The sequence below is a fragment of the Kitasatospora sp. NPDC054768 genome, from assembly GCF_053612025.1.
The window spans coordinates 1-23182 of sequence record NZ_JBSHBN010000090.1 but is presented as its reverse complement, the minus strand read 5'-3'; the positions used below and the strand labels follow the sequence as shown (position 1 = coordinate 23182).

Below are 23182 nucleotides of genomic sequence, written 5' to 3'. Positions count from 1 at the left end.
GGGGTGGTCCGGCCGGTCGGTGTGCAGATCGGTCGGCCGGGGCGGGTCGGGTCCGGCCGCACCCCGGTCCGCCGGCCGCCCGGCCCGGCGTACGGTCGGAGGCCCCCGGCGGAACGAGGGCCTCCGGTCCACTGTCCCTGCCCGGCCCCGGGTCAGCACCTCGGCCGCGGGTCGCGCGCCGGCGCGCACTACGCTGGGCCGGGAGATGAGACGCAAGAGCCGCCGACCGGCCTCCCCCCTCCCGCAGCGCCACGGCGTGGACCCGGTGCACCTCCGGCTGCCGCTCGAAGGCCCCTGGTCGACGGTGCGGGACCACCTGGTGGACCGGCTGCCCGCCGTCCCGGCCGAGCGGATCGACGCGGCCCTGCGGGACGGCGAGATCGTCGGCGAGCACGGCCCCGTCGCCCCGGCGGAGCCGTTCCGGCCCGGCGCCCACCTCTGGTTCCACCGGGACCGGCCCGAGGAGGTGCGCGTCCCCTTCGAGCTGGTCGTGCTGCACCGCGACGAGCACCTGGTGGTCGTCGACAAACCGCACTTCCTGGCCACCACCCCGCGCGGCCGGCACGTGGCCGAGACGGCGCTGTCCCGGCTGCGGCACAGCCTCGACCTGCCCGCGCTCAGCCCCGCCCACCGCCTGGACCGGCTCACCGCGGGCCTGGCCATGTTCGTCGTCCGCCCGGAGGACCGCGGCGCCTACCAGACGCTGTTCCGGGACCGCCTGGTGCGCAAGGAGTACCGGGCGATCGCCGCGTACGACCCGGAGCTGAGCCTGCCGCGCACCGTGCGCAGCCACATCGTCAAGGAGCGCGGGGTGATCGCCGCGCGGGAGATCGACGCCCCGCCGAACAGCGAGAGCCGGATCGACCTGCTGGAGCGCCGCGACGGCCTGGCCCGCTACCGGCTGCGGCCGCTGAGCGGGCGCACCCACCAGCTGCGGCTGCACATGTGCGGCCTCGGACTGCCGATCCTCGGCGACCCGGTCTATCCGGTGGTGCTGACCGAGCCGGCCCCGGACGACTTCCGCGGCCCGCTGCAGCTGCTCGCCTCGACCGTCGAGTTCACCGACCCGCTGACCGGCCGCGAGCGCCGTTTCGAGACCCGCCGCACGCTGGCGGCCTGGACCGACCCCCAGGGCTGGGCCGACGGCGCCGCGACCGGGTCCCAGGACGTTCACAGGCCCTGAGGGGCGGGCCGCGCGGAGCGGGCCGTGGTCAGGCCAGCAGCGTCCGGGCCACGTGGTCGGTGTCCAGGTACTCGCGGACGGCGGTGATCAGGCCGTCCGTCACGGTGAACACCCCCAGGCAGCGGTTCTCGTACGCGGCGCCGTTGGCGGCCGTGCCGACGGTGGTCCACTCGGCCACCGCCTGCGGGCCGTCGGCGAGGACGTGGGTGAGGGTGATGACCGGCAGGCCGTCGGCGGCGAACAGGGCACCGACCCGGCCGAGGAAGTCACCGAAGATCTCCTGCTTGCCGTGCCAGGTGCGGGAGAGCGGGAGGCCGCCCGGGTAGCTCCAGGTGGCGTCCTCGGCGAACAGGGCGATCGCGGCCTCGCGGTCGCCCGCCGCGAGGAGGGTGACGTAGTCGGTGACGACGGTGCGGGCGTCGGGGTGCTGCACGGTGGGCTCCTGCGGTTCGTCCGGGCGGGGCCGTCCCGCTCGTGGCACCAGACAACCGCCGGGGCGGCCCGCCGGGCCAACAACCGCGGCGGTGGCCCGACAACCGTCCGTTGTCCACGCGGGCGGGGCGGCCGCTCGGGCGGGTGGGGCGGCCGTTCAGGCGGGTGGGTCGGTCCCCGGGGGCAGCTCCAGCTCGAACCAGACCACCTTGCCGTCCTTGGTCCGGCGGCTGCCCCAGCGGTGCGCGAGCTCGTTGACCAGGTGGATGCCCCGGCCGCCCTCGTCCTCGCTGCGGGCACGGCGGATCCGCGGCACCTCGGACTCCTGGTCGGCGACCTCGACGGTGAGCACCCGGTTGCAGTACAGCCGCAGCTGGGTGGGCGATCCGGCGTGCACCAGGGCGTTGGTGATCAGCTCGCTGGTGAGCAGTTCGGCCCAGTCGGCGAGCGCGTCGAGCCCCCAGGCGGTCAGCGTCTCGCGGGTGAAGCGGCGCGAGTGGGCGACCATGGCGTGGTCCCCGGTGAGCGGGAGGGTGGCGATCCGGTCGGCTCCCCGCGGGCGGACCTGCGCCATGATGACGGCGATGTCGTCCTCGCCGGTGGTCTCGGTGAGCCGGCTCAGGACGGCCTCGCAGGTCTGCTCCAGCGAGTCGCGCCGGTCGGCGACGGTCCGGCAGAGCAGCTCCAGCCCCTCGTCCAGGTCCTGGCCCCGGCGCTCGACCAGGCCGTCCGTGTAGAGCGTGAGGATGCCCTCCTCGGGGAGGGTGAACTCGGCGTTCTCGAAGGCGACTCCGCCCACCCCGAGCGGAATGCCGGACGGCAGTTCGACCAGGTGCGCCCGCCCCTCGGTGTCGGCGACCACGGGCGGCAGGTGCCCGGCGCTGGCCGCGGTGCAGTGGCGGTCCACCGGGTCGTACACCACACAGACGCAGGTGGCGAACTGGCCCTCGCCGACCGTCGCGGTCGCCTCGTCCAGCCGGTACAGCACCCGCGCCGGGTCCAGGTCCAGGGTGATCAACGTCCTCGCCACCGTGCGGAGCTGGCCCATCGTGGCGGCGGCCCGGATGCCGTGGCCCATCACGTCGCCGACGATCAGCGCGACCCGCCCGGAGGACAGCGGCACCACGTCGAACCAGTCGCCGCCGACCTCGCTGACCACGCTGCTCGGCAGGTAGCGGTAGGCGAGGTCCAGCCCGAGGGTGCGGTGCACCTCCTGCGGCAGCAGACTGCGCTGGAGGGTGAGCGCGGTGTCCCGCTCGCGGCGGTAGAGCCGGGCGTTGTCGATCGCCAGCGCGGTGCGGGCGGCCAGCTCCTCGGCCAGCGAGCGGTCCTCCGGGCCGAACGGTGCCGGGTTGCGGGTGCGGACGAACTCCGCGCCGCCCAGCACGTGTCCGCGCGCCACCAGCGGCACCATCAGGTACGAGTGCACCCCGGCGTCCAGGCCCGGCTGCACCCGGTCGGGCGAGGCGACGATCCGGCGCAGCTCCTCCTCGGTCACCTCGGCGACCAGGATCGAGCGCCGGGTGCGCAGGCTCTGCGCGTACAGGCCGGCCGACTGCGAGGTCTCGCCCACCCCGTCGGCGGCCTCGTGCATGGCGCCGTCCGAGCCGGTGTCGCCGACCGCGACCGCCCGCATCAGCACCGGGCCCTCCGCCGGGACGGCCCCGGGCTCCTCGCCGCTGAGCACCGCCTCGCGCAGGTCCACGGTGACGAAGTCGGCGAAGCGCGGGATCACCACCTCCACCAACTCCCGGGCCGTGCGGTACAGATCGAGCGTGGTGCCGATCCGGTTGCTGGCCTCGTTCAGCAGCGACAGCCGCTGCTGGGCGGCCCACGCCTCGTCCAGCGCCCGCTGCCGGGCGGCGGCCGCGTCGCGCTCGCGGGTGAACAGCAGCGCGTTGTCGATCGAGACGGCCGCCCGCAGCGCCAACTCCCCGGCCAGCGCCACGTCGGCCTCCTCGTACGGGCGCTCGACCAGGGTGCGGTAGAAGCCCGCCACGCCGACCGGCGTGCCGCGCGCGATCAGCGGGACCGCCATGAACGACTGCACGTTCTGCTCCCGGACGGCGGCCCGGCGCACCGGGTCCTCGGCGAACCAGGCCATGCCCTCCTCGTCCATCCGCGGCACCAGCACCGGCTTGCGGTGCGCCAGGCACCACGCGTACGGCGAACCGGGCAGGAAGCGGTGCAGGTTGCCGGTGCGGTCGATCGGGGCCAGGGTCGAGCCGCGCACCGAGTGGAAGGCCATCCGCCGCAGCAGTGCCGAACCGTCCACCGGGGCGGTCGCCTCGCGCTCGCCGCGGACCAGCTCCTCCAGCACCTCCACCACCACCGTGTCGGCCAGCCTCGGCGTCGCCACCTCGGCCAGCTCCTGGGCTGTCTGGGCGAGATCGAGCGTGGTGCCGATCCGGGTGGAGGCCACGTTGACCAGCGCCAGGCGCTCCTGCGCGGCCTTGGCCTCGCGCAGCGCCTGCTGCCGGGCCAGCACCGTCCGGTGCTGGCGCAGGTACAGCCGGGCGTTGTCGATCGCGACGGCGGCGCGCGAGGCCAGCTCGTCGCCGAGCGTGATGTCGGCCGCCGCGAAGGACTCCCGCGAGCCGCGCCGCGAGTACACCACCATGCCGAGCGTCGTGCCGCGCGCCACCAGGGGGGTGATCCGCACCGAGCGCGGGCGGTCGCCGATGAAGGCCTGGCGGCGGCTCTCGTTGAGGCGCTCGCTCAGCGCCGGCAGCTCCCAGGACGGCACCACCACCGTGCGCCCGCCGGTCAGCGCCCGGGCGTACGGGGAGTCCGGCGGCAGCTCGTACACGGCGTCCAGCGGCAGCGCCTCGGCCGGGTACTGGTTGTCGGCGGAGGCGATCGCCAGGCGCCGTACCAGCAAGGGGGCGTCCGGTGGGGACGGCTCGACGTTCCGGCCGGCCACCAGCTCCTCCAGCCCGAACACCGCGCTGATGTCGGCGACCCTGGGCACCATCGCGTCGACCAGTTCCCGGGCGGTCTGCCGCAGGTCCAGCGTGGTGCCGATCGAGGCGGTCGCGTCGACCAGCAGGGACAGCCGCTCCTGGGCGCGGGCGGCCCGGGCGTCGGCGTGGAACCGCTCGGTGATGTCGATGACGGTCGCGCACACCCCGAGCACCCGGCCGCCGCGGTCCCTCAGCCGGAAGTAGGAGGCCGACCAGGCGTGGTCGTGGCCCGGGTCGCCCGGGGTGCGGCCGTGCGCGAGGTCGTCCACCACCGGCTCGCCGCTCTCCAGCACCCGGCGCATCACCGCCTCGGACTCGGGGCCGTTGATCCTGGGCAGCACCTCGGTGAGCCGTCGGCCCAGCGGGCGTTCGACGCTCAGGCCGTTGGCGTCCGCCAGCGCCTCGTTCAGCCGGACGAAGCGCAGGTCGGTGTCGAACACCGCCATGCCCACCGGGGACTGGGTGAAGAACCCGTCGAGGAGGGCCAGGTCGGCCTGGAGCCGGTGCAGCGTGGTCACCTCGGAGGCGACCGCCAGCACCATCGGGGCGCCGCCGGGGCCGAGGATCGGATGGGTGCGGAACTCCAGGTCCACCAGGTGCCCGTCCCGGTGCCGGACCGGGAAGACCCCGGACCAGGGCCGGCCCGCCAGGATCTGCCGGAATAGCTGGAGCACCTCCGGCCGGTGCTCGTCGGAGGTCAGCAGGGTCGCGGCCCGGGCACCCACCGCCTCCTGCGCCGGGTGTCCGAGCAGCGCCTCCGCGTCACTGCTCCAGTGCAGGATGCGTCCGTCGGCGTCGATCAGCGCAGTGGCGATCGGCACCATCAGCAGGGCGTCCTGCCGGGGCTGCCCCGCGCGCTGCGCGTAGTGGTCCACCATGGCCAGAGAACCGTCCCAGAAACCGTCCGGAGATCGTTCCCACCAGCAACTGCCATCTTCGCACGCGCTCCCGGGCGGCCGCTCACCGTGGCAGCGGGCGCTCGGGACGTCCTCCCGGGCCGACGTCCGGTGCGTCACCGCAGGGCCGTGGGCCGGCGGGCCGGCCGTGCGGCGTCCGTCTCCGCGCCCGAGCGGGCTTCGGCGGCGCGGGCGGCGAGGGCGATCAGCGCGCCGACCAGGCAGAGCGCGGCCGCGACCAGGACGGCCCGGTCGGCGCCCGCCGCCAGGGCGCGGGCCGCCGCCCCGGGGCCGGGCGAGCCGGGCCGGGCGGATCCGGTGACGGCGACCGTGACCGCCACGCCGAGGGCCGAACCCAGGTAGCGGGAGGTGTTGTTGGCGCCGGAGCCCATCGCCGCCCGGTGCGCCGGGACGCTGCCGATCGCCAGCCGGGCCAGGGCCGCGTTGAGCACCCCGCTGCCGACGCCCGCGACCGCGAGCCCCGGCACCAGCCGCAGCCAGGACGAGCCGGGCGCGAGCCCGTACAGTCCCAGCTCGCCCGCGCCGCAGACCAGCAGGCCGAGGGAGACCTGGGTGGTGGCGGACAGCCGGGCGGCCAGGCGGCGGGCCTGGAGTGCGGAGACCACCGACAGGCCCGACCACAGGGCCAGCACGCCGGCCGCGGCCGGACCGGACAGGCCGAGCACGCCCTGGAGCAGGGTGGGCAGGTAGCTCATGAAGCCGACCAGCGACAGCCCGGTGAACAGCGCCCCGCCGGTGGCCGCGACGAAGCCGGGCTCGCGGAACAGGGCGAGGTCCAGCATCGGCTCCCGGGCCCTCGCCTCGACCACCGCGAACGCCGCCAGCAGCAGCACCCCGCCGGTCAGCAGTGCCACCGCGGTGGGCCGCCCCCAGCCGTCGCGGCCCTCGGCCAGCCCGGCGATCAGGCAGGAGGTGCCGGCGGCGAGGGTGAGCACCCCGTACGGGTCGAGCGCTCGCGGCCGCTCGGCCCGCGACTCGGTGAGGACGGCGACGGCGAAGCCGGCCACCACGGCCGAGCCCGCCGCGATGCCGCCGCCGACCGCGCGCCACCCGGCCCACTGCTGGACCAGCGCGCCGTACACCGGCCCGACCGCGATGCCGAGGCCGACCGCCGCGCCCCAGACGCCGAGTGCCCGGATCCGGTCGGGCCCGGGCGGGTGGGCGTGGCCGATCAGGCCGAGCGCGGGTGCCAGGACGGCCGCCGAGGCGACACCGAGGAGCACCCGGGAGGCCAGGTAGACGGCGCCGCCGGGGGCGAGTGCGGCCAGCGCCTCGGCGGCCGTGAACAGCAGCACGCCGAAGGTGAAGACCCGCTTGCGGCCGTGGTCGTCGGCGGCGCTTCCGGCGGTGAGCAGCAGTGCGGAGATGCCGACCAGGGTGCCGGTGAGGATCCAGGTGCGGCCGGCGGCGCCCAGGTGGGCGGCCTGGGCGGTGGCGGCGAGCGAGGCGGTGGGGGCGGTGTACGCGACGGTGGTCAGGGCGGTCGCCGCCGCGGTGGTCGCCAGCGTGGCGGCGGGCCGGAGGCGCGGGCCCGGGGCGGTGGGGGCGGTGGGTGAGGCGGGTGAGGCGGGTGAGGAGCCAGGTGGTGCGGGGGACATGGGCGTTCCCTCCGGGGGCCGGACCCTTTGGTCTGGTGAATGAACCTTCATCTCGGGCGGCACGCTACCACCGTCAGTCTGTTCATTGAACCCTCAAGGGGGGTGGACTAGGCTGACGCCCATGGCCCTGGGAACCGACTACGAACTGCAGGAGTGCGCACTGGCCCGCGCCCTGGAGGTGGTCGGCGAGCGCTGGAGCCTGCTGATCGTGCGCGACGCGTTCTACGGGGTGCAGCGTTTCAACGACTTCCTCGCCCACCTCGGCATCCCGCGCGCCGTCCTCACCTCGCGCCTCAACGCCCTGGTCGCGGCCGGGGTGCTGCGCAAGGAGCCGTACCAGCGGGCGCCGCTGCGCCACGGCTACCTGCTCACCGGGACCGGCCTCGAACTCTGGGGCCCGCTCTACCAGCTGAGCCGCTGGGGTGGCCGGCACGCCACCGACGGCGGCTCGTACCACCTCTTCGCGCACGCCGACTGCGGCACCGACCTCGACCTAGCGGGCGTCTGTCCCGCCTGCGGCGGCGGGCCCGTCCCGCCGACCGCGGTCGTCATGCGCCCCAACCCCGCCCGCGCCGGCTCCCACCGGGAGGACCCGGTTTCCCGCGCCCTGGTCCGCCCCCACCCGCTGCTCGAACCGATCGCCTCGGCGGCGCCCCCGACCGGCTGACCGCCGGCCCGCACGCCGACGGGGCCGCACGCCGACGGGGCCGCCGGCGTCGTGCCGACGGCCCCGCCCGGGACCGCTGTCACCCGGGAGCGGCGACCGGGGACAGCCCTCAGGGGGTGAAGCGCACCTCCGGGTTGGCGGCGCTCGGCCCGTCGAGCAGCGGTTGCGGGACGCCCTTCAGCTGGAGGTCGAAGAAGGCCCCGACGTACTGCCGGGTGAGCGCGAGGGCGCGCCCGCTCCCGAGGGTGGTGTACGGGCCCTTGGGGAGGCCGAGTCCCTCGATGAAGACCGGGAGGTCGGTGAAGCTGCCGTGGTCGGAGCCGTCGACGGTCAGCAGGCGCTTCCAGCCGTCCAGCCGGGCCCAGCTCGTGACCCAGGACGGGTCCTCGGTGCCGTCGGACAGCGGGTGGCCGATCATCATGAACGGCTTGCCGCCGAGGCCGGACTCGGGCACCAGGTAGTGCATGGTGCCGTCCATGTTCACCCCGGCCCGGATCCGGTCGTCGGTGAGCAGGGCGGGGACGGTGGAGGCGCCACCGGCGGAGTGCCCGGCCATGCCGATCCGGTCGCGGTCGATCAGCCGGGCGTAGCGCCAGGCCGGGTGCGGGCGGTCGGTCAGCCGGTCGATGACGAAGGAGACGTCCTTCGCCCGGCCCGCCTCCAGGCGTGCCGCGGCTTCGTCGCCGACGACCGTGCCGCACGCCGCGCAGGGGAGCGTCCGCCCGTCGGGGAAGGTGGTCCCGGTGTTCTCGTAGGTGTGGTCGATCACCGCGACGACGTAGCCGTGGCTGGTCAGGTCCTCGGCGAGGCCGCTGAGCGTGGCGCGCGGCATGGTGAAGCCGGGCGACAGGACCACCAGCGGGTAGTGGCCGCCCTGCGGGCGCGCCCCGGACTCCGACCACGTCCGGGTTCCGGACACCGCCTCGGTCGGAATGGTGTTGCCCGCGACCTTTCCGTCCAGCAGTGCCCGGGCGGCCGCGGGCGTCATGTACGGGGCGGGGGTGCCCGTCCCGGCCTGCGCGGGGTAGTACATCGAGACCATCAGCTGACGCGGACCGGAGGCGGGCACCCACGGGTCCGGACGGTTCCGGTCCACCAGGTGCAGGACCTCCTGCCCGACCGCGTACGGCCCGGTCGGGCGGGGGAGTTCGATCCGGGCGGCGGCCCGGTCGGCCGGGCCGGCGGCAGTGAAGACGGCAGTGTCGGCGGCTGCGGTGCCGGAGTTGACGGGCGGCGCGGCCAGGGCCGGCGCGGCGGCGGCGACGGACAGCGGAAGTGCGAGCAGCAGGGCCGCCGCGGCGGCGGTCGTACGGAGTCGGCTCATGCCAGCGACGGTAGGTCGCGGGCAAGGGAACTGACGTCCGCTCAGCGGCGTACTGATCCCTTCCGGGAAGGGCTGCCGGCGCCCCTTAGGGGTGGGCGTCGGCAGGGCGGGCGGGTGCCCGCCCGACGGCGGTCAACCGACGGGGGTCAACCGGCGGCGGCCGCCCGGAGGTCCTCCAGGAAGTCCGCGGCCGCACGGGCGTTGGGCACCGCGAGGGCCAGCGGGAGACCGGCCGAGTGGGTCCGGATCTCCAACTCGCCGAGACCGGACGCCCGGGCCGAGCGCACCTCGGCCCACCGGTGGGCCTCCGTCGCGGCGAGCGGGTGCGGTGGCCGGTGCACCAGCCCGCCGGCCGTCACCGTCAGCCGCCCCCGGACGAAGCGCACGCTCCCCTCGGTGCGCAGCGTCTCGTGCAGCGCGGCCCGGAACCCGGGGGAGAGGCGCTCCTCCAACTCCCGGAACAACGCGCCCAGGCCGCGCAGGTGCGCCAGCTCCAGCGGCTCGTCCGCGCCCGCCGGCCATATTCGCCCGTGCTCGGGCACCCCGCGCGGCCCGCCCGGGGAGTACTCGGTGGCCTCCACGGCGCCCCAGGGCAGCGACCTCTCCCCGCCCTCGGCCGGGACCAGCACCAGCCCGCCCTCGTGGACCCGGACGGAGCGCAGCCCGGGCGCGGGGCGCAGCCGCTCGTACCCGCTCACCGCCACCACCGCGGCGGCGGCCAGCACGGGCGAGGGCCACCACCCGCCGAGTGCCACGCAGACCGCCACGGAGACGACCACCCCGCAGGAGTGCAGCCACACCCGTGCCGGCCAGGACAGCGGCCGGCACCTCCGGTGCACCCGCACCACCGGGCCGAGCCGACCGGCACCACCGCTCGTCCCGGTGGTGGTGCGGGAAGCGCCGGTCGCACCGGCCGAACCGGAAGCGCCGGCCGACCGCACGCGCGTCGGCGACCACGTCACCGCCATGGCGACCCCCTCTCACTCGGCGGAATCCCCCGTCGGAACCGCGACCGCCGGATCCCAGCATCAACCGCTCGTCGCCGCTGGCGACAGTGCCAATCGGCACCTTTTGGCCCGAATCGGCCCCGCCATCATCGCGCCCCGGCCGGGGCCGCCCACCGGCGGGGGTGCGAACAGGGCGGGCCCGCCCTCACCCCGCCGTCGCGAACCCGTTCTGCAGCCCGCGCAGCAGCGCCGTCCCCGCCGGATCGGCCGACCGGCGGGTGTTGACCAGCACCACCACGCCCACCTGCTTCTCCGGGTCGAAGGCGACGAAGGAGCGGAAGCCGCCCGTGCCCCCGTTGTGCCAGATCTGGAGGTGCCCGCCCTGCTGGGCGCGCAGCCGGTGCCCGAGCCAGCCCAGGTGCGTCCAGGCGAACGGGTTGACCCGGTGGCGGGTCTCCCGGGTGAGGGCGATCGCCGACGACAGCGGGGCGTCCGGCTCGCGCGCGGCGGCCAGTTGGGCCCGCAGGAACACCGTCAGGTCGGCGGCGGTCGAGCGGAGCCCGCCCATGCCGGGCACGGCCGCGAAGGTCCAGGGCGGCACCGGCCGGCCGCCCGGCGTGTGACCGTGCGCCAGGCGCGCGGACCGTTCCCCGTCCGGCCGCACACCGGTGTCCGCCAGGCCCAGCGGCGCACCGACCTCGCGCGCCACCAACTCCTGGTACCCGAGGCCGGACCGCTGCGCGAGGGCCAGGCCGAGCAGGCCCGCGCCGAGGTTGGAGTAGCGGAATCCACGCCCGGGCGCGGACCGCAGTCGCGTCCGCGCGAGCCCGTCGAGCACCCGCTCGGCGGTGCAACCGGCGTACGGATCGGGCATGTTGGGGGACAGCAGCGACTGCAGCGCCATGCCCCGGGGCAGTCGGGGGAGCCCCGAGGTGTGGGTGGCGAGGTGCCGCAGGGTGATCGGTTCCCGGCCCTTGGCCGGGACGACGGCACGACCGCCCGAGGCTCCGGTGAGCACCTCGGCGAGCGGGTCGTCCAGCCGGACCGCACCGTCGAGGGCCAGCCGCGCGAGCACGAGCGAGGTGAACACCTTGGTGACGGAACCTATCTCGAACAGGGTGCGGGGCCCGGGCACGCCACCACCCGGACCGGTCCGCCCGGCGCCGCGGATCTCCACGTCACCGCCGGCCAGCCCGGCGACCACCGCGCCGACGTGGCGGCCCGCGAGCCGGTCGGCCGTCTGCTGCACGAGGCAGGCGAGTTCGTTCATGATCGCGAGCCTAGACACCCTCACCGGCCGGATCGTCCGCCCGGAAAACGATATCGACCCCCGCCGGTGCTCCCGCAGACGTACGCCCGCCGGTGCTCCCGCAGACGTACGCCCGGCAGTGGCCCGCACGCCGGCGACGTCCTCGACCGGCCGCGCCGCTCAGTCCTCCAGCGCCTCCCGCAGCCGGCCCGCGACCTCCGCCGCCCCCGCCTCGTCCGGATAGCGCCGCCGGGGCCAGAAGAACCCGCGCAGCCCGTCCTTCGGATTGCGCGGCACCACGTGGACGTGCAGGTGCGGCACCGACTGGCTGATCCGGTTGTTCGCCGCGACGAAGCTGCCCGCCGCGCCCAGCCCGCGCTCGACGGCCGTCGCCACCCGCTGCACCCGCAGGAAGAACGGTCCCACCTCCGCGGCCGGCAGGTCGGCCAGGGTCGGGTGGTGGGCGCGCGGCACGACCAGTACGTGCCCGGGGAACAGCGGCCGGCGGTCCAGGAAGGCCACCGCGGCCTCGTCGTCCAGCACCCGGTGCGCCGGCTCCTCGCCCGCCACCACCGCACAGAAGACGCAGTCCATCCGTCCATTCAAACCACCGGCGGCCGTCCCGGCACTCCCGCCAATCCCCGCGGATCCGGCTTCACCCGTCCGGCTCCCGCCCGGGTGCGGCCGCCCCGGCGCCGGGCGCACGGTGGCGCCGGGGGCAGGACGGCGGGCGCATCGAGCGTTCCGCGAGGAGGCCCCGCGAGGAGGTGGCCCGGATGTCGGGCACGTTCGAGGTCTATCAGGACGCCGGCGGCAAGTACCGGTTCCGGCTCAAGGCGGGCAACGGCGAGATCGTCGCCACCGGCCAGGGCTACGCCAGCAAGGACGCCGCCCACAAGGGCGTCGAGGCGGTCCGGCGGGCCGCCGACGGCGCGGCCGTGGAGGACCTTCCCAGGGCGGCCTGAGCGCGCGCCGCCCGGCGCCCGGTCCGCCCCGCGGCGGACCGGTCGCCGGGCGTCCCGCGCGGAGCGGGGTCCGTACGGAGCGGGGTCCACGCGGCCCCGGAACCTCACTCGTACCGGTACAGCAGCGCCTCCCGCTCGTACTGCTCGATCATCTCCACGGTCAGCGACCCGTCCCGCAGGTGCGAGAGCGTGACCTCCGCCGAACTCGGCTGCGCGTCCTTGGCGAGCCAGTTCTCCGGCTTCCACGCCGAGGAGCGCAGGAAGGCCTTCGGGCAGTGCCCGTACACCTCCTCGACGGCGACCACGATCGCGCTGCGCGGCGGCTTGCCGACGGCGGTCAGCTGCCGCAGCAGCTCCGGGTCGGTCGAGACGCAGGCCCGCCCGTTGACCCGCAGCGTGGCGTCCCGGCCCGGGACGACGAAGAGCAGCCCGACCCGGCCGGTCTCCAGGATGTTGTGCAGGGTGTCCAGGCGCTTGTTGCCGGTGGCGTCCGGAATGGCCAGGGTGTACGGGTCGAGCACCGAGACCAGCCCGGCCGGCCCGCCGCGCGGGGAGACGTCGCAGCGTCCGGCGGCGTCGGTGCTGGCCACGAACACCAGCGGGGAGCAGGCGATCAGGCGCTGGGCGACCTCGTGCAGGCGGTCGACCTGCTTGCGGCGGGCCTGGTCGCCGGGCTGCTCGTAGATCTCCCGCAGCTGGGCGGGATCGCTGAGCGCGCCCGCGTGGAGGGCGTCGAACAGGCCGCCCGGCCGGTCCGGCGCGGAGGTTGACGAAACGGCAGATTCCGGTGTGGTCGTCATACCGGGAATGTAGCCGAGGCCGCTCGGCGCACCCCGCCCCCCGCACTGCCGCTGCCCTCCGTGAAATTCCGCCCTCACCCCTCCCCACCAGCGGTTCCACGCTCATAATGGGGGCCAGGGAGCACTGGGACAAGGCCCGCCGGGCAGCCGGAGGTGGTGGTCGTGATCGTCAGAATCTGGGCCGGGCAGGTCCTCGCCGATCGACTCGATGAGTTCTGCGCGCACCTGGCCGCCCAGGTGATCCCGGAACTCGGGCGGACCGACGGCTGCCTCGGCGGTGAGCTGCTGCGCTCGGTGTCCGAGGACCGGCACCGGGTGCTGGTGCTGAGCCGCTGGCGCGACGAGGAGGCCCTGCGCGGGTACGCGGGGCCGATGTGGCGGATCCGGCCGGTCTGGTCGGAGGGTGAGCTGAGCTACCTCGCCCACCCGCCGGAGGTCACCCACTTCTTGCAGATTGCCGCACCGGCCACGCTCTGAGCCGGGCTCTCACACCGACAGCGGCACCGAATGGATCTCGTCCGCCGGGTGCCCGGAGCGGTCGTGGACCCGCTGCACGGCTTCCTTGGACGGTGCGTCGGAGAGGCAGTACACCGTGCCCGATTCCGGGTCCGCCCAGGCCTGCTGGAAGTGGACGCCCTCCTCGCCCTGGATCGCCAGGTCGGCCGCGTGTGCCTGCTTGAGCTGCTCGGCCGTGATTCCGGCCATCCCGTGGTGGACGTCCATGAACTTCGCCATCGCCCTCGCCTCCGTAGCTTCGATGTGTCATCGGCAGGGCCCCGACTACCAGCCTCGCCCCGGCCGTCCGCCTGCGCCACCAGACCGCCGGGCCCGCGCCCGCGGACCGGATCGCGCGAGCGGCGGACGGCACCCCGCCGCGCATTCCCCGCACGCCCGTGAAACAGACCACAGGCACGGGGCCTCCCTGCCGTTGCGCCGACCGTGGCACAATGACGGCATCAAGCAGTGACGTTCAGCGCACTCCGGGGTCGGTGAAAATCCGAACCGGCGGTTACAGTCCGCGACCCGTCCGCAGCCAGCGGCCGGTTGACCAGGTGAAATTCCTGGACCGACGGTTAAAGTCCGGATGGGAGGCGTGCGCGGGCGGACGAAGAGCAGTACCCGTGGGTCCAGTGGCGGAGAACCGTCCTCCGGGCCCCGGTCAGGTGAACGACGGGAGCGGTGTCTCCCGTGCCGGGCGAGCGATCTCCCGGCGGCCTCGGCATCCCCGGCGACGGGTGGTGTCCCGGGTCCGTACGCCGGTGCCCGTCCGTGTCATCTCCCATGCCGCCCCGGAGTCCGCGCCCCAAGCGCGAGGAGAACCCGGGTGTTCACCGGCATCATCGAAGAGCTCGGCGAGGTCGTGTCGATCCAGGAGATCGGCGACTCCTCGCGGATCCGCCTGCGCGGCCCGGTGGTCTGTACGGGTGCCCGGCACGGCGACTCCATCGCGGTCAACGGCGTGTGCCTGACCGTCGTCGACGGCCCGGCGGAACTGGCCGCCGGAACCGGTGAGTTCAGCGCCGACGTGATGGCCGAGACGCTGCACCGCTCCAGTCTCGGCGAACTGGCGCCCGGCTCCCGGGTCAACCTGGAGCGCGCCATGGCGCTCGGCGACCGGCTGGGCGGTCACCTCGTCCAGGGCCATGTCGACGCCACCGGGCGGCTGTTGAGCCGCGAGCCCGGCGAGCGCGACGCGGCGGGCGACCTGCGCTGGGAGGTGCTGCGGTTCTCGCTGCCCGGGACCATCTCCCGCTACCTGGTGGAGAAGGGCTCGATCACGGTCGACGGCGTCAGCCTCACCGTGGTGGAGGCCGCGCAGGACAGCTTCACCGTCAGTCTCATCCCGGCCACCCTCGCGCTCACCACGCTCGGCGCCAAGGGCGTCGGGGAGAGCGTCAACCTGGAGGTGGACGTGCTGGCGAAGTACGTCGAGCGGCTCCTGGAGTCCCGCACCCTCCCGAACCTGCCGAACCTCTCCGGCCCGTCGGGCCTGTCCGACCCGTCCGAGCTGTCGTACCTGTCCAACCCGTCCGGCCGGCCGGTCGACGGAACCCCGGGGGAGTCCGAGTGAGCTGGCTCAGCGGCGAGGCGTTCACCGTCCTCGGCGAACACGTCAAGTGGGCCGACATGTTCGGCAACATCCTCGGCCTCGGCGGGCTCGCGCTCGGCTGGCGCCGCTCGGTCTGGAGCTGGCCGGTCCAGCTGCTGTCCGGCGCCGTGCTGATCGCGGCCTACTTCGGCGGCCACGTTCCCGGCCTGATCGGCAAGCAGCTGATCGTGATCGCCACCGCCGCCTGGGGCTGGGCGCAGTGGCGGCGGGGCCGCCGCGACAGCGGCACGATCGCCGTACGGTTCGCGAGTTGGCCCGAGCGGCTCGTGCTGGCGGCGGGCACCGCGGCCGGCACCGTCGCGCTCGCCCTGCTCTTCACGTCCTTCCCCAGCCTGTCCTGGAGCCCCTGGTCGGACGCCTACATCTTCGTCGGCACGCTGGCCGCGATGGTCGCCCAGGCCCGCGGCTGGGTGGAGTTCTGGTTCGCCTGGATCGCGGTCGACGCGGTCGGCGTGCCGTTCGCCTTCAACAGCGGCTACACCTTCTCCGGCCTCACCTACTCCGTCTACTTCGTCCTGGTGCTGCTCGGCCTGCGTTCCTGGTGGCTGAGCACCCGTGAGCCGCGCGCCAAGTCCGCCACCGTCCCGCAGGGAGCCACGGTATGACCGAGATGACCGAGAACCAGTCCAGCAACGGCGCCACCGGATCCGGGCCCGAACTCGTCCTCGACCCGGTCGAGCGGGCGATCGCCGACATCGCCCTCGGCCGCGCCGTGATCGTGGTCGACGACGAGGACCGCGAGAACGAGGGCGACATCGTCTTCGCCGCGTCCGCCGCGACCCCCGAGCTGATGGCTTTCACCGTTCGCTACAGCTCCGGCGTGATCTGCGCCCCGATGACCGGCGAGGAGCTGGACCGCCTCAAGCTCCCGCCGATGACCCAGGTCAACGAGGACCGCAAGGGCACCGCGTACACCGTCTCGGTGGACGCCCGCGAGGGGGTCGACACCGGCATCTCCGCCGCCGACCGCGCCCGCACCGTACGGCTGCTCTCCTCGTCCGGCACCCAGCCCGGCGACCTCACCCGTCCCGGGCACGTCTTCCCGCTGCGCGCCGTCGAGGGCGGCGTGCTGGTCCGCCCCGGGCACACCGAGGCCGCCGTCGACCTGGCCCGGCTGGCCGGGCTGCCGCCGGCCGGCGCGATCGCCGAGGTGGTCAACGACGACGGCAGCATGGCCCGGCTGCCCGAGCTGGTCGCCTTCGCCCGCGAGCACGGCCTCGCGATCATCTCCATCGAGGACCTGATCGCTTACCGCCGCCGTACCGAGCTGCACGTCGACCGGGCCGCCGTCACCGCCCTGCCCACCGCGTACGGGGAGTTCACCGCCGTCGGCTACAGGGGCACCATCGACGGCGTCGAGCACCTCGCGCTGGTGGCCGGCGGTCTGGACGCGCAGGGCCGGCTGCCGGACGACGAGGACGTCCTGGTACGGGTCCACTCCGAGTGCCTGACCGGTGACGTCTTCGGCTCGCTGCGCTGCGACTGCGGCCCGCAGCTGCAGGCCTCGCTGCAGCGGGTCGCCGCGGCCGGGCGCGGCGTGGTGCTGTACCTGCGCGGCCACGAGGGGCGGGGGATCGGACTGGCCCACAAGCTGCGCGCGTACGAGCTGCAGGAGCGGGGGCGGGACACCGTCGACGCCAACCTGGACCTCGGCCTGCCCGCCGACGCCCGGGACTACAGCATCGCGGCCCAGATGCTGGTGGACCTCGGCGTCCGCTCGCTCACCCTGCTCACCAACAACCCGCAGAAGCTGACCGCGCTCACCGAGCACGGGCTCAAGGTCAAGGGGCGCGAAGCGGTCGAGATCGCGCCCGGCGAGCACAACCTGCGCTACCTGCGCACCAAGCGCGACCGGATGGGCCACGAGCTGCCCGGCCTCGATTCCTGACCCCGGCCCCGGGCCCTGACCACCAGCACCCGCACGACAGCCACCCGCACGACAGCCACCCGCACCCGCACGACAGACAGAACGGACGAAGAGACATGAGCGGCCACGGAGCCCCCGAGCTGACCATCGACGGCGCCGCCGACCTCAAGGTCGCCGTCGTCGCCGCCCAGTGGCACGACACGGTGATGAACGGCCTGCTGGACGGCGCCCACCGCGCGCTCAAGGAGCTGGGCGTCACCGAGCCGACCGTGCTGCGGGTGCCCGGCACCTTCGAGCTGCCGGTCGCCGCCAAGCGCCTCGCCGAGCGCGGCTACGACGCCGTGGTGGCCCTCGGCGTGGTGATCCGCGGTGGCACCCCGCACTTCGACTACGTCTGCCAGGCGGCCACCGCCGGCCTCACCCAGGTCAGCGTCGACACCGGCGTCCCGGTCGGCTTCGGTGTGCTGACCTGCGACAACGAGGAGCAGGCGATCGACCGCGCGGGCCTGCCCGGCTCCGCCGAGGACAAGGGCCACGAGGCCGTCACCGCCGCCGTCGCCACCGCCGCGGTCCTGCGCGCGGCGCTCTGACGACGAACCGCCCGGTCCCGGAGCACGGACGTCCACTGGACTGTCCACGCTCCGGGACCGTTTACCGTCCGTCCGCCCGCACGCCGTAAGGTGGCCCCATCATGGCTTCGAAGACATTCGAGGAGCTCTTCGCCGAGCTCCAGCAGAAGGCCGCCACCGGCGACCCCTCGTCCTCCCGTACCGCGCAGCTCGTCCAGCAGGGCGTCCATGCGATCGGCAAGAAGGTCGTCGAGGAGGCCGCCGAGGTCTGGATGGCCGCCGAGTTCCAGTCGGACGAGCAGACGGCGGAGGAGGTCTCGCAGCTCCTCTACCACGTTCAGGTGATGATGATCGCCCGCGGACTGACGCTCGACGACGTCTACAAGTACCTCTAGACACCCCGCTCCCCAGAGCACACCCATCCTCCCAACAGGTAAGGAAGCAACCTCCCATGCTGCGCATCGCCGTCCCCAACAAGGGTTCTCTCTCGGGTCCCGCGGCGGAGATGCTCCATGAGGCCGGCTACCGCCAGCGGAAGGACCCCAAGGAGCTCGTCCTCGTCGACCCGAACAACGAGGTGGAGTTCTTCTTCCTCCGCCCGCGGGACATCGCCGTCTACGTCGGCTCCGGCCGCCTCGACGTCGGCATCACCGGCCGCGACCTGCTGCTGGACTCGCACTCCAACGCGGAGGAGGTGCTCGCCCTCGGCTTCTCCGGGTCGACCTTCCGCTTCGCCCGCCCCGAGGGCGTGGACGTCGAGGACGTCAAGGGCCTGGAGGGCCTGCGGATCGCCACCTCCTACACCGGCCTGGTCGAGCAGCACCTCGCCGACCACGGAGTGAAGGCGACGGTCACCAAGCTGGACGGCGCGGTCGAGACCGCGGTGCAGCTGGGCGTCGCCGACGTGATCGCCGACGTGGTGGAGACCGGCACCAGCCTGCGCAACGCCGGCCTGGAGGTGTTCGGCGAGCCGATCCTGATCTCCGACGCCGTGGTGATCCGGCCCAAGGGCGCGGGCGAGGACACGCGGGTGGAGCAGTTCCTGCGCCGCCTCCAGGGCGTGCTGGTGGCCCGCCGCTACGTGCTGATGGACTACGACATCCGCGCCGAGAACGTCGGCTCCGCCGTCGCGCTCACCCCGGGCCTGGAGTCGCCGACCGTCTCCCCGCTGCACACCGAGGGCTGGGTCGCGGTGCGTTCGATGGTGCTCCGCAAGGAGGCCCAGCAGATCATGGACGACCTGTGGGGCATCGGCGCCCGGGCCATCCTGGTCACCAACATCCACGCCTGCCGCCTCTGACCCGGGGGCCCGCCGCCCTCGAACCGCGCGTCCGGGTGACCTGCCCGTCGGCCCGCGGGTAAAGAACGGTTCAATGGGGCGGGGACGCCGACCGCGTCCCCGCCCCTCGTGCTGCCGCAACCAGAACCACCCCGGAGACCCCACGTGTCCACGCCGCCCGTCCAGTTCCCCGTCACCTGGGCGCCGCGCCGCACCCGCGCCGTGCTGCTGCCGGTCTGCGTGCTGCTGGTGGCGCTGTTCTCCGCGATGGCCGTGCTGCTCCCGGAGAACTGGCAGCTCAACGACCGGATCATGATGATGGCCAGCGGCGTCCTGTTCGCCGGCGTCGGCCTGATGCTGGCCCGCCCCCGGGTGAGCGCCGACGCGGAGGGCGTGACGGTGGTCAACTTCGTCCGCCGCCGCCGGCTCGCCTGGGCCGAGATCGTCCGGGTCAACTTCCGCCAGGGCGACCCGTGGGCCACCCTCGACCTCGCCGACGGCACCTCGCTCGCCGCGGTCGGCATCCAGTCCGGCGTCGGCAAGGACCGGGCGATCGCGGACGCCCGTGCGCTGCGCGACCTGGTCGAGCAGCACGCCCGGGTCTGAATCCGGACCCGCCCCCACCAGGGGTTCTCCGTTCCCGGTGGGCCGAACAGGCTCCTTACCCCCATCCGGGTATGGTCTACGCTGGTAAAAGTAGGGCAAACTTCGCCCTGCCCGAAATCGAGTGCCCGAACCCGACCAGAGGAGTGACACTCCCCCTCGATGGACGATCCGTCCGGTAGTACCTGCGCCGCCTCGCTTCCCGACCCCGGAAGGCAGGCGGCACTGTGATCACCGCTTGGCTGCTGTTGCTCGCGGCCGTTCTCCTGATCCTCGCCAACGGCCTCTTCGTGGCCGCCGAGTTCGCCTTCGTGACCGTGGAGCGCGGGGAGGTCGACCGGTCCGCCGAGGCGGGCGACGCCAAGTCCCGCCGTGTCGCCGGGGCCCTGCGGCACCTCTCGTTCGAACTCTCCGGTGCCCAGCTCGGCATCACCGTCACCTCGCTGGTGGTCGGCATGCTCGCCGAGCCGGCGCTGTCCACCCTGCTCGCACCCGTGATGTCCGCCATCGGCGTGCCCGACTCGGCCGCCCGCGGCGTCTCCGTGATCGTCGGCATGGTGCTGGCCACCGTCGTGCAGATGGTGATCGGCGAGCTGGTGCCGAAGAACTGGGCGATCTCCCGCCCGCTCCAGGTGGCCCGCGCGGTCGCCGCCCCGCACATGGCCTTCTCCTTCGCCTGCCGCCCGCTGATCAGCTTCCTGAACGGCGCCGCCGACCGCACCGTCCGGGCCTTCGGCATCGAGCCGCAGGAGGAGCTGGCGCACGCCCGCACCCCGGACGAGCTGGTCTCGCTGGCCCGCCACTCGGCCAGGGCCGGTGCCATAGACGAGGAGTCGGCGACCCTGTTCGTCCGGACCCTGGGCCTGCGCGAGCTGACCGCGGAGTCCGTGATGACCCCGCGCGTCGACGTGGCCGCGCTCCAGCGCGACGCCACCGCCTCCGACGTCATCAACCTGACCCGGGCCACCGGCCTGTCCCGCTTCCCGGTCTACACCGACAGCCTGGACGAGGTCACCGGCACCGTCACGCTCAAGGACGCCCTGGCCGTCCCGGCCGCCCGGCGCGGCCTGGTGCGGGTCGGCGAGCTGGCCTCGCCGCCGCTGCTGGTGCCCGAGACGCTGCCCGCCGAGCGGCTGCTCGACCAGCTGCGCCGCCTCCAGCCGATGGCCATCGTGGTCGACGAGTACGGCGGCACCGCCGGCGTCGTCACCGTCGAGGACATCGTCGAGGAGATCGTCGGCGAGGTGCAGGACGAGCACGACCCGGACGACCACCCCGAGCTGCTCCCGCTGCCGCCGGTCAACGGCCTGCCGGTCTGGGAGGCCGACGGCCGCGCCCGGATCGACCAGCTGGAGCGGATCGGCCTGAACGCCCCGGACGGCCCGTACGAGACCCTGGCCGGTCTGGTCTCCGACCTGCTCGGCAAGCTCCCCGAGGTGGGCGAGCAGGCCGAGCTGCCCGGCTGGCGCTTCACCGTCACCGGTGTCGACCGCCACCGCACCACCGAGGTCCGGGTGGAGCGGACCACCGCGCCCGCGCAGTTCGACGAGGACCGGGAGGAGGGCCGATGACCGCCCTGCAACTGGCCGTCGCGCTGCTGCTCCTGCTCGGCAACGCCTTCTTCGTCGGCGCCGAGTTCGCCGTGGTGTCGGTGCGCCGCAGCCAGATCGAACCGCTCGCCGAGGCCGGGCACAAGCGCGCCCGCACCGTGCTGCACGCGCTGTCCAACGTCTCCGCGATGCTGGCCGCCGCCCAGCTCGGCATCACCGTCTGCTCGCTGGGCCTCGGCGCCCTCGCCGAGCCGACCATCGCCTCCCTGCTGGAGGGCCCGTTCCACGCGATCGGCGTCCCGTCCACGCTGATGCACCCGCTCTCGTACGGGATCTCGCTCGCCGTGGTGGTCTTCCTGCACATGGTGATGGGCGAGATGGTGCCGAAGAACATGGCCATGGCCGGCCCGGAGCGGGCCGCGCTCTGGCTCGGCCCGCCGCTGGACCGGTTGGCCCGCTGGCTCGCCCCGGTGATCCGGGTGCTGAACGCCCTCGCCAACGGCATCCTCAAGCTGTTCCGGGTGGACGCCAAGGACGAGGTCGAGTCGGTCTTCACCACCGAGCAGCTGATGTACCTGCTGGCGGACTCCCGGGACGCCGGGCTGCTCGACGAGGGCCGCCAGGAGCGCCTGGAGGACGCGCTGGAGCTGGGCCACCGCCCGGTCACCGAGGTGCTGCTCAAGCCCGAGCAGCTGGTCACCGTGGACACCAAGGCGACCGCCGCCGAGGTCGAGGAGCTGGCGCTGCGCACCGGCTTCTCGCGCTTCCCGGTCACCGACGGCGACCCGGCCGGCCACGGCTACCTCGGCTACATCCACCTCAAGGACGTCCTCGACGTGGAGGACGCCTCGGCGCCCGTCCCGGCCCGCCTGTGGCGGCCGATCACGGTGCTGCGCGGCAGCCTCCCGCTGGACGACGCCCTCGGCGCGATGCGCCGGGCCACCTGCCACCTGGCCGCCGTGCTGGACCAGGACGGGCGCACGCTCGGCGTGGTCATGCTGGAGGACGTGCTGGAGGAGCTGGTCGGCGAGGTGCACGACCCGGACCACCGCGCCACGGCCTGACGCCGGCCCGGCAGGTCCGGGCCCCGCTGACGGCGTGTTCGCTCCCGGCGATTTCGCCCAGAGCATGCAGCCGTTCCATGCCGGCCACCCTGGGAGCAGGGTGGTCGGCATGAGACTTCTCCTGCTGGGTGGAACCGAGTTCGTCGGACGGGTCGTCGCCGAAGAGGCGCTGGCCAGGGGATGGGAGGTGACGGCCGTCAACCGCGGCACGCGGCCGGCGCCCGAAGGCGTCCGGACACTGTTGGGCGACCGCACTGCCGAGGGCGGCCTCGCGGCGCTCGGCACCGGGGAGTGGGACGCCGTGGTGGACACCTGGTCCTGGGCCCCCGCGGCGGTGCGCGACAGCGCCCGCCTGCTGAACGGCCGGGTCGGCCACTACGCGTACGTCTCCAGCCGGTCGGTGTACGACTACCCGCTGCGGGCCGGGGCCGGCGAGGCCGCGCCGGTGGTCGCCTCCTCCCCGGACCTCACCGGCGAGGTGCCCTACGCCGAGGCCAAGCGCGGCGCCGAACTGGCGCTGGAGGCGGAGTTCGGCGGGCGGGCGCTGCTGGCCCGGGCCGGGCTGATCCTCGGCCCGCACGAGAACATCGGCCGGCTGCCGTGGTGGCTCAACCGGATCGCCGAGGGCGGCCCGGTGCTCGCCCCGGGGCCGCGCGGGCTGGCCCTGCAGTACATCGACGTCCGCGACCTCGCGGCCTGGACCCTGGACGCCGCGGCGGCCCGCCTCGCCGGCCCGTACAACCTGGTCGGCCCGTCCGGCCACGCCACCATGGGCGAGCTGCTGGAGGCCTGCGTACGGGCCACCGGCTCGGACGCCGAGCTGTGCTGGACGGACCCGGAGCGGATCCTCGCGGCGGGCGTCGAGCCGTGGACCGAGCTGCCGATCTGGCTGGCGCCCGGCGAGCTGTACGACTTCCTGCACACCGGCTCGGTCGAGCGCGCGCTCGGCGCGGGGCTGCGCTGCCGCCCGGTCGCCGAGACCGTGGCGGACACCTGGGCCTGGCTGCGGTCGATCGGCGGCAGTGCGCCGCGGCGGTCCGACCGGGTCACGGTGGGGCTGGACCGGGAGCGGGAGGCGGCGCTCCTCAACGGCTG

Annotated in this window: 23 protein-coding genes and 1 riboswitch; of the genes, 14 read left to right on the top strand and 9 right to left on the bottom strand. The window is 74.5% G+C overall.

What is annotated here, in order from left to right:
• Positions 1-205 precede the first annotated feature (205 nt).
• Positions 206-1183: a pseudouridine synthase gene (locus tag ACWGKU_RS24825; protein ID WP_452178991.1), complete on the top strand. Its 978-nt coding sequence runs from the start codon at positions 206-208 to the stop codon at positions 1181-1183.
• A 28-nt stretch (positions 1184-1211) separates the two neighbouring features.
• On the opposite strand, the gene ACWGKU_RS24820 is transcribed toward ACWGKU_RS24825, so the two are convergent.
• From ACWGKU_RS24820 to ACWGKU_RS24810, 3 genes are all read right to left on the bottom strand, one after another.
• Positions 1212-1616: a nuclear transport factor 2 family protein gene (locus tag ACWGKU_RS24820; protein WP_380543927.1), complete on the bottom strand. Its 405-nt coding sequence runs from the start codon at positions 1614-1616 to the stop codon at positions 1212-1214.
• A 156-nt stretch (positions 1617-1772) separates the two neighbouring features.
• Positions 1773-5456, bottom strand: coding sequence for a SpoIIE family protein phosphatase (locus ACWGKU_RS24815; RefSeq protein ID WP_452178992.1), 3684 nt, complete (start codon positions 5454-5456; stop codon positions 1773-1775).
• 134 nt (positions 5457-5590) lie between these two features.
• The gene (locus ACWGKU_RS24810; protein WP_452178993.1) at positions 5591-7093 is read right to left on the bottom strand and encodes an MFS transporter; all 1503 of its coding nucleotides are present in this window, start codon (positions 7091-7093) and stop codon (positions 5591-5593) included.
• 121 nt (positions 7094-7214) lie between these two features.
• Here ACWGKU_RS24810 and ACWGKU_RS24805 point away from each other — a divergent pair, with 121 nt between their 5' ends.
• The gene (locus ACWGKU_RS24805) at positions 7215-7760 is read left to right on the top strand and encodes a winged helix-turn-helix transcriptional regulator (protein WP_401055544.1); all 546 of its coding nucleotides are present in this window, start codon (positions 7215-7217) and stop codon (positions 7758-7760) included.
• Between the two features lie 109 nt (positions 7761-7869).
• On the opposite strand, the gene ACWGKU_RS24800 is transcribed toward ACWGKU_RS24805, so the two are convergent.
• From ACWGKU_RS24800 to ACWGKU_RS24785, 4 genes are all read right to left on the bottom strand, one after another.
• On the bottom strand, positions 7870-9084 hold the full coding sequence (locus ACWGKU_RS24800) for an alpha/beta hydrolase family protein (RefSeq protein ID WP_452178994.1): 1215 nt from the start codon (positions 9082-9084) through the stop codon (positions 7870-7872).
• Positions 9085-9230: 146 nt separating this feature from the next.
• Complete coding sequence (locus ACWGKU_RS24795; protein ID WP_452178995.1) at positions 9231-9863, bottom strand: hypothetical protein; 633 nt, start codon at positions 9861-9863, stop codon at positions 9231-9233.
• A gap of 373 nt (positions 9864-10236) precedes the next feature.
• Positions 10237-11301: a serine hydrolase domain-containing protein gene (locus tag ACWGKU_RS24790; protein WP_452178996.1), complete on the bottom strand. Its 1065-nt coding sequence runs from the start codon at positions 11299-11301 to the stop codon at positions 10237-10239.
• A 159-nt stretch (positions 11302-11460) separates the two neighbouring features.
• Positions 11461-11874 (bottom strand): HIT family protein, encoded by a 414-nt coding sequence (locus tag ACWGKU_RS24785; protein ID WP_401055398.1) that lies wholly within the window; start codon positions 11872-11874, stop codon positions 11461-11463.
• 182 nt (positions 11875-12056) lie between these two features.
• On the opposite strand from ACWGKU_RS24785, the gene ACWGKU_RS24780 reads away from it, so the two are divergent.
• Positions 12057-12245, top strand: coding sequence for a YegP family protein (locus ACWGKU_RS24780; protein ID WP_401055399.1), 189 nt, complete (start codon positions 12057-12059; stop codon positions 12243-12245).
• Positions 12246-12349: 104 nt separating this feature from the next.
• Here the strand turns inward: ACWGKU_RS24780 and ACWGKU_RS24775 are convergent, their stop codons facing one another.
• On the bottom strand, positions 12350-13045 hold the full coding sequence (locus ACWGKU_RS24775; protein ID WP_401055401.1) for an MSMEG_1061 family FMN-dependent PPOX-type flavoprotein: 696 nt from the start codon (positions 13043-13045) through the stop codon (positions 12350-12352).
• A gap of 162 nt (positions 13046-13207) precedes the next feature.
• Here ACWGKU_RS24775 and ACWGKU_RS24770 point away from each other — a divergent pair, with 162 nt between their 5' ends.
• The gene (locus ACWGKU_RS24770; RefSeq protein WP_401050838.1) at positions 13208-13522 is read left to right on the top strand and encodes an antibiotic biosynthesis monooxygenase family protein; all 315 of its coding nucleotides are present in this window, start codon (positions 13208-13210) and stop codon (positions 13520-13522) included.
• A 9-nt stretch (positions 13523-13531) separates the two neighbouring features.
• Here the strand turns inward: ACWGKU_RS24770 and ACWGKU_RS24765 are convergent, their stop codons facing one another.
• A complete protein-coding gene (locus tag ACWGKU_RS24765; protein WP_380543954.1) occupies positions 13532-13780 on the bottom strand; it encodes an SCO4226 family nickel-binding protein in 249 nt (82 codons plus the stop codon).
• Between the two features lie 237 nt (positions 13781-14017).
• Positions 14018-14145: riboswitch (FMN riboswitch) on the top strand.
• A gap of 224 nt (positions 14146-14369) precedes the next feature.
• On the opposite strand from ACWGKU_RS24765, the gene ACWGKU_RS24760 reads away from it, so the two are divergent.
• The 10 genes from ACWGKU_RS24760 to ACWGKU_RS24715 form a co-directional block, all read left to right on the top strand.
• Entirely contained in the window at positions 14370-15116 is a 747-nt protein-coding gene (locus ACWGKU_RS24760; RefSeq protein WP_401050834.1) for a riboflavin synthase, read from the top strand.
• 56 nt (positions 15117-15172) lie between these two features.
• On the top strand, positions 15173-15760 hold the full coding sequence (locus ACWGKU_RS24755; RefSeq protein ID WP_401050842.1) for a nicotinamide mononucleotide transporter family protein: 588 nt from the start codon (positions 15173-15175) through the stop codon (positions 15758-15760).
• A gap of 5 nt (positions 15761-15765) precedes the next feature.
• Positions 15766-17043, top strand: coding sequence for a bifunctional 3,4-dihydroxy-2-butanone-4-phosphate synthase/GTP cyclohydrolase II (locus tag ACWGKU_RS24750; protein ID WP_401050841.1), 1278 nt, complete (start codon positions 15766-15768; stop codon positions 17041-17043).
• 95 nt (positions 17044-17138) lie between these two features.
• Positions 17139-17612 (top strand): 6,7-dimethyl-8-ribityllumazine synthase, encoded by a 474-nt coding sequence (gene ribH, locus ACWGKU_RS24745; RefSeq protein WP_452180828.1) that lies wholly within the window; start codon positions 17139-17141, stop codon positions 17610-17612.
• A gap of 101 nt (positions 17613-17713) precedes the next feature.
• Positions 17714-17986: a phosphoribosyl-ATP diphosphatase gene (locus tag ACWGKU_RS24740; RefSeq protein WP_280685086.1), complete on the top strand. Its 273-nt coding sequence runs from the start codon at positions 17714-17716 to the stop codon at positions 17984-17986.
• Between the two features lie 56 nt (positions 17987-18042).
• The gene (gene hisG / locus ACWGKU_RS24735; protein ID WP_380543962.1) at positions 18043-18891 is read left to right on the top strand and encodes an ATP phosphoribosyltransferase; all 849 of its coding nucleotides are present in this window, start codon (positions 18043-18045) and stop codon (positions 18889-18891) included.
• A 144-nt stretch (positions 18892-19035) separates the two neighbouring features.
• Positions 19036-19476: a PH domain-containing protein gene (locus tag ACWGKU_RS24730; protein ID WP_359898675.1), complete on the top strand. Its 441-nt coding sequence runs from the start codon at positions 19036-19038 to the stop codon at positions 19474-19476.
• Positions 19477-19700: 224 nt separating this feature from the next.
• Positions 19701-21044 carry a hemolysin family protein gene (locus ACWGKU_RS24725; RefSeq protein ID WP_401043282.1) on the top strand — a complete coding sequence of 448 codons (1344 nt, stop codon included), beginning with the start codon at positions 19701-19703 and terminating at the stop codon, positions 21042-21044.
• A complete protein-coding gene (locus ACWGKU_RS24720; protein WP_380543968.1) occupies positions 21041-22087 on the top strand; it encodes a hemolysin family protein in 1047 nt (348 codons plus the stop codon). The genes ACWGKU_RS24725 and ACWGKU_RS24720 overlap by 4 nt, the downstream gene beginning before the upstream one ends.
• 109 nt (positions 22088-22196) lie before the next feature.
• The coding region (locus ACWGKU_RS24715; RefSeq protein ID WP_452180829.1) for an NAD-dependent epimerase/dehydratase family protein at positions 22197-23182 on the top strand (986 nt) is incomplete at its 3' end.